Annotated in this window: 16 protein-coding genes; 11 read left to right on the top strand and 5 right to left on the bottom strand. The window is 38.4% G+C overall.

Annotated elements, in window-relative coordinates; all coding sequences use genetic code 11:
* Nucleotides 1-17 precede the first annotated feature (17 nt).
* The 3 genes from ASF86_RS09315 (at nt 18) to rapA (ending at nt 4,476) form a co-directional block, all read left to right on the top strand.
* Complete coding sequence (locus ASF86_RS09315; protein WP_056481350.1) at nt 18-722, top strand: hypothetical protein; 705 nt, start codon at nt 18-20, stop codon at nt 720-722.
* A gap of 132 nt (nt 723-854) precedes the next feature.
* Nucleotides 855-1,493 carry an RluA family pseudouridine synthase gene (locus ASF86_RS09310; protein WP_003650418.1) on the top strand — a complete coding sequence of 213 codons (639 nt, stop codon included), beginning with the start codon at nt 855-857 and terminating at the stop codon, nt 1,491-1,493.
* A gap of 145 nt (nt 1,494-1,638) precedes the next feature.
* A complete protein-coding gene (gene rapA / locus ASF86_RS09305) occupies nt 1,639-4,476 on the top strand; it encodes an RNA polymerase-associated protein RapA (protein WP_056481347.1) in 2,838 nt (945 codons plus the stop codon).
* 56 nt (nt 4,477-4,532) lie between these two features.
* On the opposite strand, the gene ASF86_RS09300 is transcribed toward rapA, so the two are convergent.
* Both ASF86_RS09300 and fabR read right to left on the bottom strand, forming a co-directional pair.
* On the bottom strand, nt 4,533-5,549 hold the full coding sequence (locus ASF86_RS09300) for an AI-2E family transporter (RefSeq protein WP_005038990.1): 1,017 nt from the start codon (nt 5,547-5,549) through the stop codon (nt 4,533-4,535).
* A 166-nt stretch (nt 5,550-5,715) separates the two neighbouring features.
* The gene (gene fabR, locus ASF86_RS09295; RefSeq protein ID WP_005038992.1) at nt 5,716-6,411 is read right to left on the bottom strand and encodes an HTH-type transcriptional repressor FabR; all 696 of its coding nucleotides are present in this window, start codon (nt 6,409-6,411) and stop codon (nt 5,716-5,718) included.
* 141 nt (nt 6,412-6,552) lie between these two features.
* On the opposite strand from fabR, the gene ASF86_RS09290 reads away from it, so the two are divergent.
* Both ASF86_RS09290 and ASF86_RS09285 read left to right on the top strand, forming a co-directional pair.
* Nucleotides 6,553-7,620: a ferredoxin reductase gene (locus ASF86_RS09290; protein ID WP_056481344.1), complete on the top strand. Its 1,068-nt coding sequence runs from the start codon at nt 6,553-6,555 to the stop codon at nt 7,618-7,620.
* Between the two features lie 12 nt (nt 7,621-7,632).
* A complete protein-coding gene (locus ASF86_RS09285; RefSeq protein ID WP_056481341.1) occupies nt 7,633-8,727 on the top strand; it encodes a fatty acid desaturase family protein in 1,095 nt (364 codons plus the stop codon).
* Between the two features lie 35 nt (nt 8,728-8,762).
* On the opposite strand, the gene ASF86_RS09280 is transcribed toward ASF86_RS09285, so the two are convergent.
* Complete coding sequence (locus ASF86_RS09280; RefSeq protein ID WP_056481338.1) at nt 8,763-9,227, bottom strand: hotdog fold domain-containing protein; 465 nt, start codon at nt 9,225-9,227, stop codon at nt 8,763-8,765.
* Between the two features lie 118 nt (nt 9,228-9,345).
* On the opposite strand from ASF86_RS09280, the gene ASF86_RS09275 reads away from it, so the two are divergent.
* Entirely contained in the window at nt 9,346-9,969 is a 624-nt protein-coding gene (locus ASF86_RS09275) for a TetR/AcrR family transcriptional regulator (protein WP_056481337.1), read from the top strand.
* Nucleotides 9,970-10,031: 62 nt separating this feature from the next.
* On the opposite strand, the gene ASF86_RS09270 is transcribed toward ASF86_RS09275, so the two are convergent.
* Nucleotides 10,032-10,733, bottom strand: a complete 702-nt coding sequence (locus ASF86_RS09270; protein WP_056481335.1) for an SIMPL domain-containing protein — start codon at nt 10,731-10,733, stop codon at nt 10,032-10,034.
* Nucleotides 10,734-11,199: 466 nt separating this feature from the next.
* Here ASF86_RS09270 and ASF86_RS09265 point away from each other — a divergent pair, with 466 nt between their 5' ends.
* The 3 genes from ASF86_RS09265 to ASF86_RS09255 all read left to right on the top strand — a co-directional run bounded on the left by ASF86_RS09265 (nt 11,200) and on the right by ASF86_RS09255 (nt 15,823).
* On the top strand, nt 11,200-12,573 hold the full coding sequence (locus tag ASF86_RS09265) for a diaminobutyrate--2-oxoglutarate transaminase (protein ID WP_004643593.1): 1,374 nt from the start codon (nt 11,200-11,202) through the stop codon (nt 12,571-12,573).
* 2 nt (nt 12,574-12,575) lie between these two features.
* On the top strand, nt 12,576-14,108 hold the full coding sequence (locus ASF86_RS09260; protein ID WP_004643591.1) for a pyridoxal phosphate-dependent decarboxylase family protein: 1,533 nt from the start codon (nt 12,576-12,578) through the stop codon (nt 14,106-14,108).
* A 284-nt stretch (nt 14,109-14,392) separates the two neighbouring features.
* A complete protein-coding gene (locus ASF86_RS09255) occupies nt 14,393-15,823 on the top strand; it encodes an aldehyde dehydrogenase family protein (protein ID WP_056481333.1) in 1,431 nt (476 codons plus the stop codon).
* A gap of 70 nt (nt 15,824-15,893) precedes the next feature.
* Here ASF86_RS09255 and ASF86_RS09250 read toward each other — a convergent pair whose 3' ends face one another.
* Nucleotides 15,894-16,379 (bottom strand): Lrp/AsnC family transcriptional regulator, encoded by a 486-nt coding sequence (locus ASF86_RS09250; RefSeq protein WP_017387914.1) that lies wholly within the window; start codon nt 16,377-16,379, stop codon nt 15,894-15,896.
* A gap of 134 nt (nt 16,380-16,513) precedes the next feature.
* Here ASF86_RS09250 and ASF86_RS09245 point away from each other — a divergent pair, with 134 nt between their 5' ends.
* Both ASF86_RS09245 and ASF86_RS09240 read left to right on the top strand, forming a co-directional pair.
* Entirely contained in the window at nt 16,514-18,235 is a 1,722-nt protein-coding gene (locus ASF86_RS09245; RefSeq protein WP_005045955.1) for an alpha-keto acid decarboxylase family protein, read from the top strand.
* Nucleotides 18,236-18,376: 141 nt separating this feature from the next.
* Entirely contained in the window at nt 18,377-19,756 is a 1,380-nt protein-coding gene (locus ASF86_RS09240; protein ID WP_056481330.1) for an amino acid permease, read from the top strand.
* The last annotated feature ends 344 nt before the right edge of the window (nt 19,757-20,100 follow it).

Raw genomic sequence — 20,100 nt, 5'->3', positions numbered from 1 at the left:
TTTATTTGTAGAGAACAATGTTTTATCCTTTACCTCGAAAAATCCAATTAGCAGCAAATACTTCAAATTGGTCAATTGAGTCTACGCAAAGTATTTTGCTCATGATTGGACTAAATGAACTTAAAGTTTTACCTGATTGGGCAGGGCAGCCATTAGCCGATCATTTAGAATTGCTAAGTAAAAGAGCACAGGCGCTCGAAATTCCAGTTATTTTTATTGAGACATCTCAGCTTCAGCAAACCATGTTGCAGCTTGGTCAGCGGCTGTCATCAAATAGTAAAGCCCAAGTTGTGATGGCAGGCAATTTGTCACCTCTTTTTAAACAGGTCATGCAGCTTGTTTTATCTATTACCGATTATGTAGCTATTGTAAATGATGCGATCTTGGCGGCTAATCTAGAGCAGCATATCCAATGGGTTGAAAAGATCAGTTTTGACCATATAAAACATTTAAATACACAGACCTTAATGCGCCTATGGTCTTTAAGTGCGCCGTCTGAATATATTTTGTCGGATAAAGGAATTTTATTGGCCATTGCTGAACAGGTGGGGCGACATCCTATGGAAGTTCACCCTGAAATTGATCTAAGAAACTACGGAATAAATCAATCTGCTGTGAATTATCTAGTCGACCTATGGCGTGCGAACGGTGCAAGCCTGAGCGCTGAAGAGGTGATGCAAGCACCTACCTTGCAACATATTATGCAGTTATTGAAGCATTGACTCACCATAGACCCAACGTGCGCCATAATATTTGCAAATTATGCTGTTAATTTACCCGAACGGCATTGTAATTCAGACGTAAGCTTTTTATTATTGCCCGCTTGTTTTTCATCTTACCTTGGGAATACAACTTTGAGTGATTTTCTAAGTGAACATCTGATCTATCGTGATGATGATTTTATGGTGATTCATAAACCTTCGGACATCTTGAGTGTTCCGGGTAAGGGTGATTTACATGATAGCGTTCTGACAAGGTTGGTTGCGATTGAGCCTAAAACTTTGCTCATTCACCGTCTAGATCGAGACACTTCAGGTATTTTGGTATTTGGTTTATCTAAGCGCGGTCAAAGTGCGATTGCACGCCAATTCCAAGACCGTCAGACTTCAAAAATATATGAAGCACTAGTTGCCGGTCATTTAGAGGGTGAGGGGACTGTAGATATTCCCGTTATCTATGATCCAAGCCGACCACCTTTACATATTGTCGACGCATCTCACAATAAGCCTGCTTTAACCCATTGGCAGGTTCTAGAAAATTTTCAGATTCAGGGACAACCTGTAACGCGTGTGAAATTAACACCAATTACGGGTCGATCCCATCAACTCCGTGTACACATGCAATATCTTGGGCATCCAATTGTAGGTGACACGCTGTATGCAACACCGGAGCAGCAACTTGTTCCGCGTTTGTGTTTGCATGCCAAACAGTTAAGTTTTAATCATCCTGTCACAGCAGAAACATTAACTTTTGACTGTCCTGTACCGTTTTAATGTAAAAAATTTTAATGCGTGATTTTTTGTAGCAAAACGATTTAATTGGTTTTTGCTTCAAAATTTTGCTTTAAAGACTACATAAAAAGATGCAAAAATAAGCTAATTTGCATCGTACAATATGTAGTGCGAACTTGAGAGAAAGGTGGAAAAATTGCAGCAGTATGCTATTGGTCAACGTTGGCTATCAGACACAGAGACTGAGCTCGGTTTAGGTGTACTTATTGATGTAGATGAAAGATCTGTCAGCATTTTATTCCCCAAAAGTGATGAAACACGTGTATATGCACGTAATAACGCTCCACTATCTCGTATCATCTTTAACACAAATGATGAAGTTCAAGATCAGGAAGGCAAGAAGTGGATTGTTGAATCTGTTGAAGACCGACATGGCGTTTTGCGTTACAACGTTGTTCGTACCTTAGAAAATGGCGAGCAAGATCGTAAAGCGTTGAACGAAACACGTATCGGTGCGCAAATTCAGTTGTCGAAACCTTTAGATCGTTTGCTTGCAAGTCAGGTTGATTATAAAGAGTGGTATGACCTGCGTATTGAAGCGATGCTTATGCAAGCACAAATGCAGAATAGTCCTCTACGCGGTATGATTGGTGCGCGAGTTGGTTTAATTCCGCATCAGCTTTATATCGCGCACGAAGTTGGTAAGCGTTTTGCACCTCGTGTTTTACTTGCCGATGAAGTGGGCTTGGGTAAAACAATTGAAGCTGGCTTAATTATCCACCAACAGCTTAAAACCGGTCGCTCAGAACGAATTCTTATTTTAGTCCCTGATTCTCTACAGTATCAGTGGATGATTGAAATGCGCCGTCGTTTTAACTTGCAATTCTCTCTGTTTGATTTAACACGTACCGCATCTATTAAAGAACATGATCCAGAACTTAACCCGTTCTTGACTGAGCAATGCATTATTGCCAGCGTTGATTTAATGGTTGACCATGATGATTTGCGTGAGCAAGCCATAGAAGCTGGGTTTGATTTGCTCGTGGTTGATGAAGCACATCATTTGATGTGGAGCGAAGACGAAGGCGGTAATGATCGCTACGATTTAATTGAAGAGCTCGCTGAAAATACGGCTGGGGTATTGTTGCTTACTGCAACACCTGAACAGCTTGGTGTAGAAAGTCATTTCGCACGTTTACGTTTACTTGATCCGCAGCGTTTTAGTAGTTTAGAGCGCTTCTTAGATGAAGAAACTCAGTACCAGCAGACTGCAAAAATTGCTGAAGTGCTGATGTCTGATCAGCCTTTAGCTCCTGAGCATTTATCTGCTTTAGAGGGCTTATTAGGGCATAGTATTGAAGACCAGCCTGAACAGCGCTTTAGAGCAATTCACGAATTATTAGACCGTCACGGTACTGGACGTATTTTATTCCGTAATACGCGTGAAGCAATTCAAGGTTTCCCAGGGCGTGATTGTCAGCCAGCACCATTACCAGCACCAGAAGATTGGTCAAAAGATGGAAAACTGCGTGAGCAGATGTGGCCTGAAGAAGCACACCTTGATGGTTCATGGATGCAAAATGACCCACGTGTGTTATGGGTAATGGAAGTTCTGCGCAAAGATCTCAAGCATAAAAAAGTGCTTTTAATTGCGCGTAGTGGGCCAGTTGTTGAAGCTTTAGAAAATGTGTTACGTTTGCATGCAGGCATCCGTACTGCCATGTTCCATGAAGGCATGAGCTTACTTGAACGTGACCAAGCGGCAGCTTATTTTGCTGAGGAAAGCTATGGTGCACAAATTCTACTGTGTTCGGAAATTGGTTCGGAAGGCCGTAATTTCCAATTCGCCAGTGATCTAATTTTATTTGATCTACCGGCTAACCCAGATGTTTTAGAACAACGTATCGGGCGTCTAGACCGTATTGGTCAAGAAAACCGTATTCAGATTCATGTGCCATATCTTGTGGGAACAGCTCAAGAGCGTATGTTCCGTTGGTACAATGAAGCACTTAATATTTTCAGCAATATTTCGCCAACAGCGCAAACGTTGCAAGAAAACTTTATTGTTGAATTAAAAGACTGTTTGCTTGCAGATCAAGGTCAAACATTTGAAGATTTGCTTGAAGAAGTGAATATTCAACGTCAAGCTTTAGAAGCTGAACTTCAAGCAGGGCGAGATCGTTTACTTGAATATAACTCATGTCGTCCAATCGTGGCGCAAGAGATTGTTCAGGCATTAGAAGATTATGATGACAATACAACGCTACCAATGTTTGTGAAGCGTTTCATGTCTTCAACCAATATCGACTTTGATGAGCAAAGTAACGGTACTGTGATTATTCGTCCAACAGACCAGATGCAAGTGCAAGGTTTGGCGTTAGACGAAGAAGGCATGACAGCAACGTTCTATCGCGATCAAGCGCAGCTTCGTGAAGATGCTCAATATTTAACTTTAGAGCATCCATTCATTGAAAGTGTAATGGAAATGATCCGTACACAATCATTTGGTAGTACCAATGTTGCTGTACTCAAATCTAATGCGTTAAAGCAGGGTTCAGTATTAATTGAAGTGTGGTTTAAAGTCGATGTGGTGGCGCCTAAGGCGTTGAATCTACCATCGAGCTTACCTAAGCAATTAATTCGTGTGCTATTAAGCGAAAATGGTCAAGATTTGTCTGAGAAAATTGATCCGACTATCTTAAAACCATATTTACACCATTTAGATGGCAATAGCTGTCGTCAGGTGGTTAAAGCTCGCCGTGATATCATTGAGGAACGTTATAAACAAGCATTAGATATCGCGAAAGTTGATTTGCCACAGCTTCAGCAGCAAGCAAAAGAACACTATGGTAATAAATGGCAATATGAAATTGACCGTTTAACCTATTTAAAACAGTTCAACCCAAGTATTCGTCAAGATGAAATTGAACGCTTACAAAAGTTGCAAAAAGAAGGCTTGAGCTTGCTTGATGGTTTAACTGTTACACCAGAAGCAATTCAAGTATTAGTTGTGGTTAAACCATAATTAATTCTAAATAAAAAAGCGCCTAGAGGGCGCTTTTTTTATAGATCGATTTTGAATTAGATGAGACCAGCATCTTTTAGTTCTAATTTTAAATATGCATAAAAAATTGGAGCCGCGATTAAACCGCCTAAGCCAAAAATTGACTCAAATACCAGCATTGCCAATAAAATCTCCCATGCATTTGCATTGATTTTATGGCCAATAATTTTAGCGTTAACAAAATATTCAAGTTTATGAACCAGAACGAGATAAAGTAATGCTGCTCCTGCTAGTCCGAGTGAAACAGTAAGAGCGGCAATGAACGTTAATGTGTTGGAAATAAGATTACCTAAAATTGGAATCAGTCCAAACATAAAGGTCAAAATAGTGAGGGTTTTAGCAAAAGGTAGGTGGACTCCCCAAAGCGGTAACAAAATAAAAGCGAATAAAATAAAGAGCAGGGTATTAATGGCTGAAATTTGTATTTGTGCAAAAACAACGTTTTTAAATGAAATTGATAATTTTTGAATGCGTTGAATCAGAAGAGATTTAAAAACTGGCTGGGGCCTACGGTGGTGAAAACCATGTATAGCGACCAAAATACCGATAATGAGGCCCATAACCATAGTCACGAAATTATGCAAAATATCTGAACTGGCATTTTTTAATGTGGTCACGTTATTCTTCATAAATGCAAAGATTTCGTCTTTTAAATCTGTCACGCTATCGGGAATATAACCCGGAAGATATTTGCTAATTTCAGCTTGTAAATGCAGTAGGGTTTGATCAACTTTTGTATTAATACTATGTAATCCGACGCCTTTTAAATCATATACAACAAAGCTAATCAGACTCGTAATGAAAAAACCAATAAGTGAAATAGTGACAATACTTAGTAAAATACTAATAAAAATACGTGCTCTTTGACCATCAATATAACGTTCTACAACCGAGCTTAAGCTAATAATAATTTCATAAATAAGAAAGCCTGCAAAAAAACTTGCTAATAGGTGTAATGGGATAACCGAAAGCAAAAAGATGCCCATAAGAATGTAGCTTGCAATCAGGCTTTGACGATTATTCAAATTTTGCATGTTGATCCCTGAGATCGTTGGGAATATAGGAGAAAGAAAAAATGGGGTAATTATTTATACTCTCGCAAGCTATTCGCTTCAATCGATGAATTATATTTTTATTGGAAAATAGAGGAGTTAGATGTAAAAATGGCCTGTTCATCAACAAGCCATTCATTAGATAATTTTAACGAATTTTTGCTTCATCCAAATGACGTGCGCCTTCTAAAATCATTCGAATCATAATCATGGTCTGTTCGGCAAGTTCTGACCTTTGCTCAATAGGAAGGTCAATCGCTTTTGCCCCCATGTGAAACACAAGTTGAGTAATTGCTTTTGCAACAAGTTCAGGGTGGTAGAGGTGATTGTTATTTAAGCGCTCTAGCCGAATTAAATCTTCTTGTAGCTCTTGTTGAAAGAAGTTTAATTGACGTTCAACTGCAGCTTTATAAGAGGCAGAGCCTGTAAAGCCTTCGCGTAGTAATAAACTTAAGTTACCCTCATCAGCATCGAGCTGCTGAAGAAAGATATCGACAGAACTACGAATAATACTTTCTTGTAAGGATGCGCGTAGGCGAGCGTGGCGAATAATTTTACGTAAGACAATACCAGCTCGGTCAATTAAAGAAATCGCTAACTCATCAATATCTTTAAAATGACGATAAAAACTATTTGGCGCAATTCCGGCCTCTCGTGCTACTTCACGTAAACTTAATGAAGCAATACTTTTTTGTGGACCAATAAGATTCAGAGCAGCCTGAAAAAGTTCTTCTTTAGTAATCGTCGCTTTTCTTCCTACAGAACGCGTAGCTGTTTTAATTTCAATGACATCTTGTTGTCGAGATGTGTCATTCAGGCTCTGAGAAAGTGAAGATTGGGTCATGCTGTTCAATATATTTATAAACTGTCAGGATTATAGCCTTAAGAAGGTGAACTTGTGAAATTGTAATTAAAAGTACAGGTGTATATACAAATATATATACATGTGTATAATAATTAAAAAAGAGCGATAGAGCCTCCAGCTATGCACGTAATCGAAAAGAGAAATTCTCTATTCAATTCATTGACACAAGCCATTTTTGATAGAGATACGGCTAACTTCTGGCTACAAAAAGTTAATCCTTTATGGTCCGTAAAACATGGACTTGTTCAAATTGTAAAAAAAGAATTTGTCGCTCATGACATGGTGAGCCTGACGCTAAAATGCAACCGTTTAGTAAAAATGGGTGTTGCTGGTCAGCATCATCCTGTCATTGTTGAAATCGCAGGTCGTCGTTATGAACGTACTTATAGCTTGACGCAAATTGACGAACAACATTTACGTTTAACGATTAAAAAAGTGACTGATGGTATCGTCAGTAACTGGTTTATGACGGAAAGCCAAATTGGCGATGTTTTTGAGCTTGGTCAACCTTATGGCGACATGCAACAAAATATCAAAACGCCAAAATTAATTATGCTGGCTGCGGGTAGTGGTATTACCCCAATGTTGAGCTTAATCACTGCAATTAAACAGAGTCAGCAGTTAGATAAAGTTCAAGTACAACTTCTATATTGGGTAAAACAGCGTTCTGATGTCGCTTTTATTGAATATTTTGAACAAGTTGCACAGCAATTCCCAAATTTTAGTTATCAGATTTTTTATACACAAGAAACACCAAATGATGAGCGTTTAAATGCAGAGCATTTAGCATTAGTAGACGATTTAGAAAACAGCACCGTATATGCGTGTGGACCTTCAGGTTTTGTGTCGACAGTGGAACAGCTTTTTGAAAAAGCACCGACTGTATTAACAGAAGCTTTTAGCCTAACTCGTGATAGTGCGGCTGAAGTTGGTTATGTAAATGTCACATTAACCCAGTCTAATAAGGTCATTGCAATTCCAAAAGGCGAATCAATTTTGGTGAGTCTGGAACATGAAGGCCTTAAGCCAACACATGGTTGCCGTATGGGAATTTGTAATAAGTGCGTTTGTAGTAAAGCCCAAGGGTCTACACGTAACTTACTCAATGGTAGCGAAAATACCGAACCAAGCCAATTACTCAAAATTTGTGTGAACTCAGCACAATCTGATCTAGTTATTGATCTTTAAGAGAGAACTTTTATGAATATGCCAGTGAAAGTCGAATATTTTAAAAATCCTAAAAATCGAGATTTGACGCCTGCAGAACTTGACGCATTTGCAAAAGAGCTCGATCAGATCAAACAAGAAGTATTGGATGATTTAGGTGAGAAAGATGCAAAATATATCCGCCGCGTCTATGCAGCAGTTCGCTATAGTAGTTTTTTAGGCCGAGCATGTTTGTTTGCAGGTTGGTTCCCACCAGCATGGATTTTAGGAACAGGCCTTTTAGGCTTCTCTAAAATTATGGAGAACATGGAATTGGGTCATAATGTCATGCATGGTCAATACGACTGGATGAACGACCCTAAATTTAATGGTCAAACTTACGAATGGGATACCGTTGGTACTTCTGATAACTGGCGTCAAACTCATAACTATAAACATCACACTTATACCAACATTAAAGGTATAGATGATGATATTGGTTATGGTTTGCTTCGCTTATTCCCAGAGCAACGTTGGAAACCAGGTTTCTTGCTTCAACCGGTTTATAGCATTCCATTTTGCTTATTGTTCCAATGGGGCGTAGCCATTCAGAACCTTGAAATTGGACGTGTCCTTTATAAACGCAAGAGCATGGCAAAATTTTTAGAAGAGTTAAAACCTGTTAATAAAAAGATTGGTACTCAGCTCTTCAAAGATTACGTTTTTTTCCCATTAATTGCAGGCCCAGCAGCTTTACCTGTATTTACGGGAAATCTGGTTGCGAATGGCCTTCGTAATATTTGGACATTTACGATTATTTTCTGTGGTCACTTTACTAAAGATGCAGAAGTATTTCCAAAGTCCGTTTTACAGGACGAAAGCCGCGGCCATTGGTATATGCGCCAGATTCGTGGTTCTTCAAACTTAAAAGGTTCAGAAGCACTACATATCTTAAGTGGACATTTGAGCCATCAAATTGAGCATCATTTATATCCTGATGTTCCGGCACGCCGTTATCGCCAAATGGCTCCAAAAGTTGAAGCTGTATGTAAAAAATATGGTCTGAACTATAACAACGCAAGTTTGACCAAACAGTTTGGTCAGGTGGTTGGTCGTATCTTGAAATATGCCTTACCATTTAAAAAATAAATAAAAAAAGCCCTGATCAGTTCAGGGCTTTTTTATTACTTCTTTTTAGAAATCCACATGGTAATCGTAGCTTGGAAGACTTTCTCTTTCTGAGAATCAAAGACTTCTACATTCACTAAATATTCTCCAGCTTTATCCCAGTCATAATTTTTTTCTACAGGCGTTGCAACTGCAATTAAGTCTGTTTCTGCCTTTTTTAAATATTCGACAGTCATACCTTTGGGAATCCAGCGATGTGTGGAAGGCACCGTAACTTCTGTCATTGTGCCACCTGCAAGTTCAGCCATATTACACATCGCAATCGCATGAACTGTTCCAATATGGTTGAGAACAGAACGCTTTTTCTTAATCGCTATTTCACAATAATTAGGTTTTAACTCGATAAAGAGCGGTGAAATACTGCCGAAATAAGGTGCTTTTAAACATAGCATGCGTGAGAAAGTCCATTTTCCCTTGGGAAAAGCAGACAATTTGTTCCAAAGTTCTAAAGTAGTTGCCATGGTTTAAAGCTCCATATTAATAAAAACAGAATTTTATTCTGTTAAAGAATATAATTCTGTTTACAAAAGCGAGTCAAGTCATTCAGAATATCTCCGATAACTGGTTAGGGAACAAAAGATGCAATCTGCACAAGAGCTATTAGAACGGTTATATCCAAGCAGAAGGGCTGTTTTAAAAAGACAAATTTTATTAGATGCCTTGTCTTGTTTCTTGGAAAATGGAATTGAAACCACAAGCATTGAAATGATTCGTTCGAAATCTGACAGCAGTGTAGGGGCTATTTATCACCACTTTAAAAATAAAGAAGGGATTGTTGCGACTCTATTCTTTGCAGCTTTAGATGACCAAGCGGCAAGAAGAGATGACTATCTGGAGGGCACAGAATCCCTTCAAGAGGTTTTATATGCTTTTATTCATAGTTACATTGATTGGGTAAGTGAACAGCCAGAGTTTGCTAAATTTTTAATATCTGCTCGTTTTAGTGTGATGCAAGGTGAAGACCAAGAACGTCTTGTTCAGAAAAATAAATTAAGAAATCAAAAGATCTTTAATGAAATTTCAAATTATGCAGATTCTGAGTTTTTAAAATCTATACCTCGTGAGCTATTACTCTCATTAGTGATTGGATCTACAGAAAATTACTGTCGTGCATGGTTATCACAACATGTTCCTTCCAACCCTAAAATTTATAAAGATATTTTGGCGAAAGCTGCTTGGGATTCTTTGCAAAATTTGAGTTGAATATCTTGATCAGTAATAAAAAAAGCCGCATCTTTCGTGCGGCTTTTTTTGATGAAAAGAAATTATTTAAATTGAATTGAACCGTTTGCATTTACGGTAATTTTAGATTCACCAGCCGCCATGTCTTGAGCTGGAGCCGCTTCGGCAGTAGCAAACTTAGCCATGCTTGCACGCATTACAGGCTGCGGGAAATAGTTGTTAGTGTTTAAGTTTAAGTTAACGAGCGTGTATTGGCTTTTATTCCATGCTTGCGTCAACATTTGAGCACGTTGTTGAAAGTTTTTAGAAGCTTCGATCATCAACTCGTTTTCAACTTTTTTACGTTGTTCATCTGAAACTGTAAAATTAATTGATTGAGTTTGGAAGCCTTGCTGTAATTCATTTACTAACTGGCTTGCTGCTTTAAAGTCTTTACTTTCAAGACGAATTTCAGCGCGGCCACGCCATTCTTTTAGCTTGTTACTATCGTTATCGTAAATTGGATAAGTACTTTGTGCACCAGTTTCCACTTTTACTTGCGGATATTTACGAGAAACGGCAAGTGCCTGATTCATGAGTTGATTAATTTGATTTGAAAGTTCGGCTGGTTGTTTATTACTTTTTTCAATATATAAAGTTGCATGCATTTCATCATTAGAAACTTGACGAGAAGCTTCAGCTTGTACATTCACAATATTATAGTTCAAAGCGTTATCATCCTGAGCAAAAACTAAAGGGCTAAGGAGAGAACTTAAAAGAAGGGTTGAGACAGCTAAAGTACGCATAATTTTTTCCTTTAAAAATTAATATAAATTTAATTTTTTTCATTAAGAAATGTTAAACATAAGTTATGCATAACTTTTGCAGATTTTGTGGCGTATTTGTAATATTTAGATCAGTTTTTTTAAATTTTGGTAAATATAAATTCTTTAAAAAACAAAGTCCTAAAATTAAAGTATGTCAATGTAACTTAAAAAATCAAAGTAATATAAAAAAAGAATATTTTCTTTAGGTTGTCACATAGTATGATGATAATTCATCGTAACTATTGGGATGATACATTTTTTCAATAAGATTAGATGAGTAAAGTACATAAAAGACGTTTTTTTTCTTGTAAAATTAGGTATCATCGCGCTCCTAGTTACAAGATATAAAATAAGTGTCTTTACTAGTTCTATAAAGCACCGAGTCAAAGGACCCATCGTCACCAGACTTATTTCTTTCTACCCCTATCAGAGATGGTAATCCGATATGAGCGTTACTTCCGTTAACCCTGCCACTAATGCTACTAACGAATATTATTTGACTCGCCAAAGTCAAATGGAATCAAATGTTCGTAGCTATCCACGTAAATTACCGTTAGCGATAGCGAAAGCACAAGGATGCTGGGTTACTGATGTTGAAGGTACACAGTACCTTGATTGTTTAGCTGGGGCAGGTACATTGGCTTTAGGTCATAATCATCCTGCGGTGATTCAAAGTATTCAAGATACATTGGCAAGTGGTTTGCCATTGCATACTTTAGACTTAACCACACCTTTAAAAGATGCATTCACTGAAGCATTGTTAGCATATTTACCTGGTGGTAAAGAAGAATATTGCTTGCAGTTCTGTGGTCCTGCTGGTGCAGACGCAACTGAAGCAGCAATTAAACTTGCTAAGACTTACACTGGCCGTAGTTCAGTGATCAGTTTCTCTGGCGGTTACCATGGTATGACCCATGGTGCACTTGCTATGACTGGTAATTTAAGTGCAAAAAATGCAGTTAACGGTTTAATGCCAGGCGTACAATTCATGCCATATCCGCATGAATACCGCTGCCCACTTGGTTTAGGTGGTGAAGCAGGTGTTGACGCTTTAACTTACTACTTTGAAAACTTTATTGAAGATGTAGAAAGCGGTGTAACAAAACCGGCTGCTGTTATTCTTGAAGCGATTCAAGGTGAAGGCGGCGTAGTTACAGCTCCAGTAAAATGGTTGCAAAAAATCCGTGAAGTGACTGAAAAGCACAACATCGTTTTGATTTTAGACGAAGTTCAAGCTGGCTTTGCACGTTCAGGCAAAATGTTTGCATTTGAACACGCAGGTATTGAACCTGATGTTGTTGTAATGTCTAAAGCAGTAGGTGGTGGTTTACCACTTGCAGTATTAGGTATTAAACGTAAATTTGATGCTTGGCAGCCTGCAGGTCACACGGGTACTTTCCGTGGTAACCAACTTGCTATGGGTACAGGCCTTGTCGTATTAAAAACGATTACTGAACAAAATCTTGCTCAAAATGCGCAAGAACGTGGTGACTATCTACAGGCTGAATTTAAAAAATTGGCTCAAGAATTCCCATGTATCGGTAACGTGCGTGGCCGCGGTTTAATGATCGGTGTTGAGATTGTTGACGAGCGTAAACAAGCTGACCGTATTGGTTCGCTTCCTGCGGATTCACAATTAGCTGCTGCAATTCAAACTGCTTGTTTCAACAATAAACTATTGCTTGAAAAAGGTGGCCGTAACGGTACAGTAATTCGTTTACTTTGCCCGCTTATCATCACTCAAGAAGAGTGTGTTGAAGTAGTTGCTCGCTTTAAGAAAGCAATTGCAGAAGCATTGGTTGCAGTACGAGGCGCATAAGTATGGTGGATTTTGCAGAACATCGTAAAGCGTTACTCTGCAATGATGCACAATCCATTGCTGACTATGAGTCAGCAATGGGCGAAGCGGTAAAAGCCGTTTCAGCATGGTTGCAAAATGAAAAGATGTACACAGGCGGTAGCATTAAAGAATTGCGTTCAGCGATTTCTTTCCAGCCTTCAAAAGAAGGTATGGGTGTACAAGAATCACTTCAACGTATGATTGAGCTTTTCTTAAATAAAAGCTTAAAAGTACATCATCCGCACTCATTGGCACATTTGCATTGTCCAACGATGGTAATGAGTCAGATTGCGGAAGTACTAATCAATGCAACTAACCAGTCTATGGACTCATGGGATCAAAGCCCAGCCGGTTCATTAATGGAAGTTCAGCTCATTGATTGGTTACGCCAAAAAGTAGGTTATGGTTCTGGTCAGGCGGGTGTTTTCACCTCTGGCGGTACTCAATCTAACTTAATGGGTGTATTGCTTGCTCGTGACTGGTGCATTTCGAAAAACTGGAAAGACGAAAACGGTAATCCGTGGTCTGTACAGCGTGATGGTATTCCAGCTGATGCAATGAAAAACGTCAAAGTCATTTGTTCTGAAAATGCGCATTTCTCTGTGCAAAAGAACATGGCGATGATGGGCATGGGCTTCCAGTCAGTTGTTACTGTTCCTGTGAATGAAAATGCACAGATGGATGTAGATGCGCTTGAAAAAACAATGGCACATTTGCAATCAGAAGGCAAAGTAGTTGCTTGTGTCGTTGCGACAGCAGGTACAACTGATGCTGGTGCAATTGATCCATTGAAGAAAATCCGTGAAATTACCAATAAATATGGTTCATGGATGCATATCGATGCGGCATGGGGTGGTGCATTAATTCTGTCAACAGACTATCGTGCAATGCTTGATGGTATTGAATTGTCAGACTCAATTACACTCGACTTCCATAAGCACTATTTCCAAAGCATTAGCTGTGGCGCGTTCTTGTTAAAAGACGAAGCGAACTATCGCTTTATGCACTACGAAGCTGAATATTTGAACTCTGCTTATGATGAAGAACATGGTGTACCAAACCTTGTTTCTAAGTCATTACAAACGACTCGTCGTTTTGATGCATTGAAATTGTGGATGACAATCGAATCACTTGGTGAAGACCTATATGGTTCAATGATTGACCATGGTGTAAAACTTACTCGTGAAGTTGCAGATTACATCAAGGCAACGACAGGCTTAGAGCTTTTAGTTGAACCACAATTTGCTTCTGTATTGTTCCGTGTTGTACCACAAGGCTATCCAGCTGAGTTGATCGATAGCTTAAACCAAAACGTAGCGGACGAATTGTTTGCTCGTGGTGAAGCAAATATCGGTGTAACAAAAGTTGGTAATGTACAGTCATTGAAAATGACAACATTAAGCCCTGTTGTAACATTCGAAAACGTTAAAAACCTTTTAGGTCAAGTATTGGCTGAAGCTGACCGCATTAAAGATGCGATTGCTTCTGGTAACTATGTACCACCAATCGACTAATTGAGTTGATAACAAAAAAAGCCCGGTTTATTACCGGGCTTTTTTATTACATATTATTTTTATTAAAAGTGTGTATCAGAAGAGTGATATATGCACAAACCATGCATATTTTCAAAAAACAAAAATAATTATGCATGATTTATGGGGAGCAAATTTCTTATTGTATTGGTATGTTCCCGATATTTTTGGTCGCATTGATATATCAATATCTTACTTTAAATAATCCTGCTTTAACTGAAAATAAAGTAAGTGGCTGTAATTACAATTAAGACAAGGAAGAAGAAATGCAACAAGCGAATATGCTCAATGAATTTAAACTCATTATTGGCGGTCAACTTTGTTCAGGTGAACAAGGTGAACTAGAAATTATTAACCCTGCTACTGGCTTAACGGCTGCACATTGTGCAAAAGCATCGGTTGAGCAAGTGAATCAAGCAGTTAGTGCAGCTAAACAGGCATCTAAAGCATGGCAAATGGTGTCGCACGATGAACGTAAATCAATTTTAAACAAGATAGCTGACGGTATTGAGAAGCACGCTGAAATGCTCGCAGAGCTGGTTGTGCTTGAACAAGGTAAGCCATTGGCACTCGCGCAAATGGAAGTGCAGGGCGCAATTGGTTGGACTCGTTATGCAGCTGCTATGGATTTACCTGTTGAAATTATCGAAGACAGTGAAGCCAAGCGTATTGAACGTCATCGTCAACCATTAGGTGTAGTGGCTTCAATTACCCCTTGGAACTGGCCACTCATGATTGCGGTCTGGCATATCATGCCTGCATTACGTGCCGGTAACGTTGTTATTAGTAAACCTTCTGAATATACGCCACTATCGACTTTGCGTTTATGTGAAATCATTCAGCAAGAAGTTCCGGCTGGTGTTATTTCAATTGTGGTGGGTGCTGGTGAGATTGGCGAAGCATTATCTTCCCATCCAGATGTACAAAAAGTTGTGTTTACGGGTTCAACTCGAACTGGACAACACATCATGACGGGGGCAGCTCAACAACTAAAACATTTAACTTTAGAGCTGGGTGGTAATGATGCGGGTATTGTGTTACCTGATGCAAATATAGATGAAATTGCAGCTAAGATTTTTAATACTGCATTTTTAAATGCAGGTCAAACGTGTGCTGCGTTAAAGCGTTTATATGTGCATGAAAGTCAATACGATGCTTTATCGCAAAAATTAGCTGACATTGCTAATGCCCAAGTTGTGGGCGATGGAATGGAGTCTTCTACAACGTTTGGTCCAGTACAAAATCAAATGCAATATAACAAGGTGAAAGCTCTTATTGCAGAAGCAATTGAACAAGGTGCAAAAGCACTTTCAGGTCAACAGCAATTACCAGAGCAGGGCTACTTTATTGCGCCTACTATTTTGACTGAAGTTTCTGAATCTTGCCGTGTGGTCCAAGAAGAGCAATTTGGTCCAGTGTTACCTATCTTAAAATATACAGATATCAAAGATGCAATTGCTCGCGCCAATGATAGTGAATTTGGTTTAGGCGGATCAATTTGGTCTTCTGACATTAAAGCTGCTCAGGTTTACGCTACTCAGCTTCAATGCGGTACGGTTTGGGTCAATACACATGCAGAGGTTCTGCCTCATGCACCTTTTGGTGGCTGGAAAATGTCAGGCTTAGGTGCTGAGTTTGGTTTGGAAGGATTGCTTGAAAATACGATTGGGCAAACAGTTCATATCAGTAAAGTCTAAATATTAATTTTAAGGCGGATAATAGATCCGCCTTTTTATTTTAAATTATTTTATTAAAAGCCTAACTTGCTTAAGTCGTGTGATGGTAGCCGTGACTTTTAGGTTTGATTAAAAAATGATTCTGTTCTTTAATTTTTTTGAGAACAATGTAAGACTTTATGTGGCCAATAAAATTATAAGAAAGCAATCTTTCAGTCACAAATTGAGAAAGCTGTTCTAAATTCTCTGCAACTACTTTTAAAATAAAATCAGCATCGCCACTAATTGAAAATGCATCTTGAATGTTATCTTCCGCTTCAATTAACTCTTGAAAAGCCTGCTGCGATTTAGCTTCGTGTGTTCTTAAATTAATATGAATCATCGCTGTGACTTCCAGTCCTAGCGCTTGTTGCTGGATGCGGGCGGTGTAACCTAAAATTATGCCTTTTTGCTCAAGTAGCTGCCTTCTTCTAGAACATTGGGAAGCAGATAAACCGATTAAATCTCCAACTTCCTGATTGGTGAGCCGTCCATTCTTTTGTAATGCCTGAATGATTTGCCAGTCGAACTTATCCATTGCATAAAATCCTTTTATGATACACAAATCATGTATTTTTATTAAAATGCGTTTTCATTATGCACGAAATCTAAAAGGTAGATGAAATATTATTTTTCTATGGAATAAAAATTGGTCTCAAAGGATATAGAGCAATGTTCATAGAAATCGGTGACTTTTTAAATCTTCGTCTAAAACAAATGGGTATCCAGCATCTCTTTGGTGTACCTGGTGATTTTAACCTCTCATATCTAGAACAAGTTGAAGCAGATCCAGAACTCGAATTTATTGGAAATTGTAATGAATTAAATGCTGCCTATGCAGCAGATGGTTATGCACGAATTAACGGTTTTTCTGCCTTGGCAACCACATATGGTGTAGGTGATTTAAGCGCGATTAATGGCATTGCTGGTGCCTATGCAGAAAATGTGCCTCTTATCCATATTTCTGGTATTCCTCCTTTACATGCAGTTCAAAAAGGTACTTTGATTCACCATACGTTGGTTGATGGTAACTACGACAATATTATGAACTGCATGAAAGAGTTCACAGTTGCTCAAACACGTTTAACTCCGGCAAATGCAGCCTTTGAAATTGACCGTGTATTACGTCAGTGTTTCCTTGATCGCCGCCCTGTACACATTCAATTACCTGGAGATATTACTCACGTTAAAATTGAAGTGTCTGAGCGTCCACTCGACCTAAGTTATCCAGCTGTTGAACCTGAATTATTGCAAACTGTGGTGAGCAAACTCTGTGACATTATTGCGAATGCTCAAAGCCCAGCGCTTCTTATTGATAATGAAGCTTCAGTTTTTGGTGTAACTTCTCTACTTAATGATTTATCTCAAAAGTGCTCAATTCCATTTGCCGGTATGAATACTGCAAAAAATATTATGGATGAAGGCTCACCTCGTTACATCGGTACTTATGTTGGTGGGGCAAGCCAGCCACATGTAAAAAATATCATCGAACAATCTGACTGTTTAATTGGTATTGGCGCACGTTTTACCGACGTAGGTTCAGCTGTATTTACTCATCAAATTGCGACTAAAAACTATATCGAAATTAAATCTTATGGTCTGAATATTTTTGGTCAGGATTTTCCAGGCATTGAGATTGGACAATTACTTGTTGAGTTAAATAAAAAAGTTGCACCGCGTAAAGCGACTAAACCTGTTCTTGAAAAGCAACCTCAAAAAGCCTTTGAAGCCCCAGCACAACAAAAGCTAAGCCAAGATGTACTTTGGAACTACATTGCAGGTTTCTTAAAAGAAGATGATGTGATTATTGGAGAGGTGGGAACATCAAACTCAGCTTTGTCTGGTTTAAAACTTCCTGCTACAGCTAAATATATTGCTCAGCCACTTTGGGGTTCAATCGGTTATACCTTACCGGCTTTACTTGGTAGTTTGCTAGCTGCTCCTGAACGCCGTCAAATTCTATTTATTGGTGATGGTTCATTCCAGCTTACGGTACAAGAGCTCTCTACGATTATCCGTCACGGTTTAAAACCCATTATTTTCTTGCTGAACAATGGCGGTTACACCATTGAGCGATTAATCATGGGCGAAAACGCTGCCTATAACGATGTACAAAATTGGAAATATACTGAAATTCCAGCTGTATTTAACGGTAAAAAAGGTCATACCACCTATGTGGTTGAAACTGCCGGACAGCTTAAGAGTGTTTTAGACAATGTTCATCAGAATGATCAATTAACTTTTATTGAATTAAAACTACCAGCAATGGATGCGCCGGTGAGTTTGAAAAAATTTGCTTCTGTGATTGCCCGTTTTGACTACGGTGATCGCGGTTATGAAATTTTAAAGGAGCGTTCCCAGCCTATTAAATGTAAGGATGCAAGCTCGTTTTAAATAGAAGACAGGACAAGTCTTCTCAAAAATTAAATGGACTCATATTAAAGCAAACTTATGTCCGAAGGTCGGTTTCTGGCCTTCGGATATGGTGCTGAATAAAGGTGTACAGGAAGTGACACCAACATTGGAGATAATGTTATGGATGCAAACAATAAGCACGAGTTAAAACAAGGCTTATCCAATCGGCATATTCAACTCATCGCACTCGGAGGGGCGATCGGAACAGGGTTATTCTTAGGTCTTTCTCAAACGATTAAACTGGCAGGTCCTTCAATTTTATTGGGATATGCAATTGCTGGAATTATCGCTTTCTTAATTATGCGTCATTTAGGTGAAATGGTTGTTGAGGAACCAGTAAGCGGTTCATTCAGTTATTTTGCCAATAAGTACTGGGGCAAAATGGCTGGTTTTATGTCTGGCTGGAACTATTGGGTGTTGTATGTACTGGTAAGCATGGCTGAACTCAGTGCAATTGGAACCTTCATTCAGTTCTGGTGGCCTGAAATTCCCACTTGGCTGACTGCTTTATTTTTCTTTATTTTAATTAACAGCATTAACTTGGTAAATGTCCGCTTTTTTGGGGAATCCGAATTCTTATTTTCCTGCATTAAGATTGTTGCAATTTTAAGCATGATTGGTTTTGGTACCTATCTCTTATTTACAGGTTCTGCTGGTCCGCAAGCAGGTATTGCAAATTTATGGCAACACGGCGGTTTCTTCCCGCACGGAATTCACGGTTTTGTCATGGCTTTGGCCGTCATTATGTTTGCATTTGGTGGCTTAGAATTAATTGGTATTGCTGCGGCTGAAACTAAAAAACCTGAAACGACTATTCCAAAAGCAGTGAACCAGATTGTTTACCGTATTTTAATTTTCTATATCGGTGCGATTGGAATCTTACTGTGCCTTTACCCTTGGAATATGGTTGCAGAAGGCGGTAGCCCATTTGTAATGATTTTCCAGTCGTTAAATAGTAATGGCGTTGCGAACGTTTTAAACTTTGTTGTTTTGATTGCAGCAGTTTCGGTTTATAACAGCTGTATTTATTGTAATAGCCGTATGTTGCATGGTTTAGCAGAGCAGGGTAATGCCCCAGCTATCTTGAAAAAAGTAAACAGTCGTGGCATTCCAGTTCCAGCAGCAGTGGTATCTGCATCAATCACAGCAATATGTGTGGTTGTGAATTATCTGATTCCAGGTCAAGCTTTTCAGCTCTTTATGATGCTTGTTGTCGCTGCACTTGTCATTAATTGGCTTATGATTTCAGTGACTCATTTGAAATTCACTAAAGCAATGAAATTGCAAAAACGTCAAACCAAATTCCAAAGCATTCTTAGCCCATGGAGTAATTATTTAACCATTAGCTTTGTATGCTTTATTCTTATTATTATGGCAATGACGCCAGATATGAGACTTGCCGTTATTTTAGGCCCAATCTGGTTGGCTGTTTTAGCGCTTACGTATTTCTTAAAATATCGTAAAAAAATGGTTGCGATGCCAGAAGTACAATCGAGTTGATCGTTTAAATTGACAATGATATTGCGGTTACCTGACGTAAAATAGGTAACCCTTTATCTTTTGTCATATTATTTTAATGTTACAAAGAAATTATTATTTTTAGAAATATTTTAATAAAAACTTCTTTAATCAAAAAATATTTTAATCATTAAACTACAGATAACTAAATTATCGTTTTTTAAAACATTTATAACATCTTTGTTTTTTATATTTTATAAATATAAAAATCTTATATTTTTAACAAGTGTAATAATACAGACTAATATACAAGGTAAAATACCTACTTGGATTGAATTAAATATTTGATAGTAGGCAAAAAATAATAATGTGACAATTAACAATAT

Source organism: Acinetobacter sp. Leaf130 (genome assembly GCF_001423205.1).
GTDB classification, from domain to species: Bacteria; Pseudomonadota; Gammaproteobacteria; order Pseudomonadales; family Moraxellaceae; genus Acinetobacter; species Acinetobacter calcoaceticus.
The sequence above is the reverse complement of the archived record's forward strand: the minus strand, read 5'-3'. Positions and strand labels throughout refer to the sequence as shown.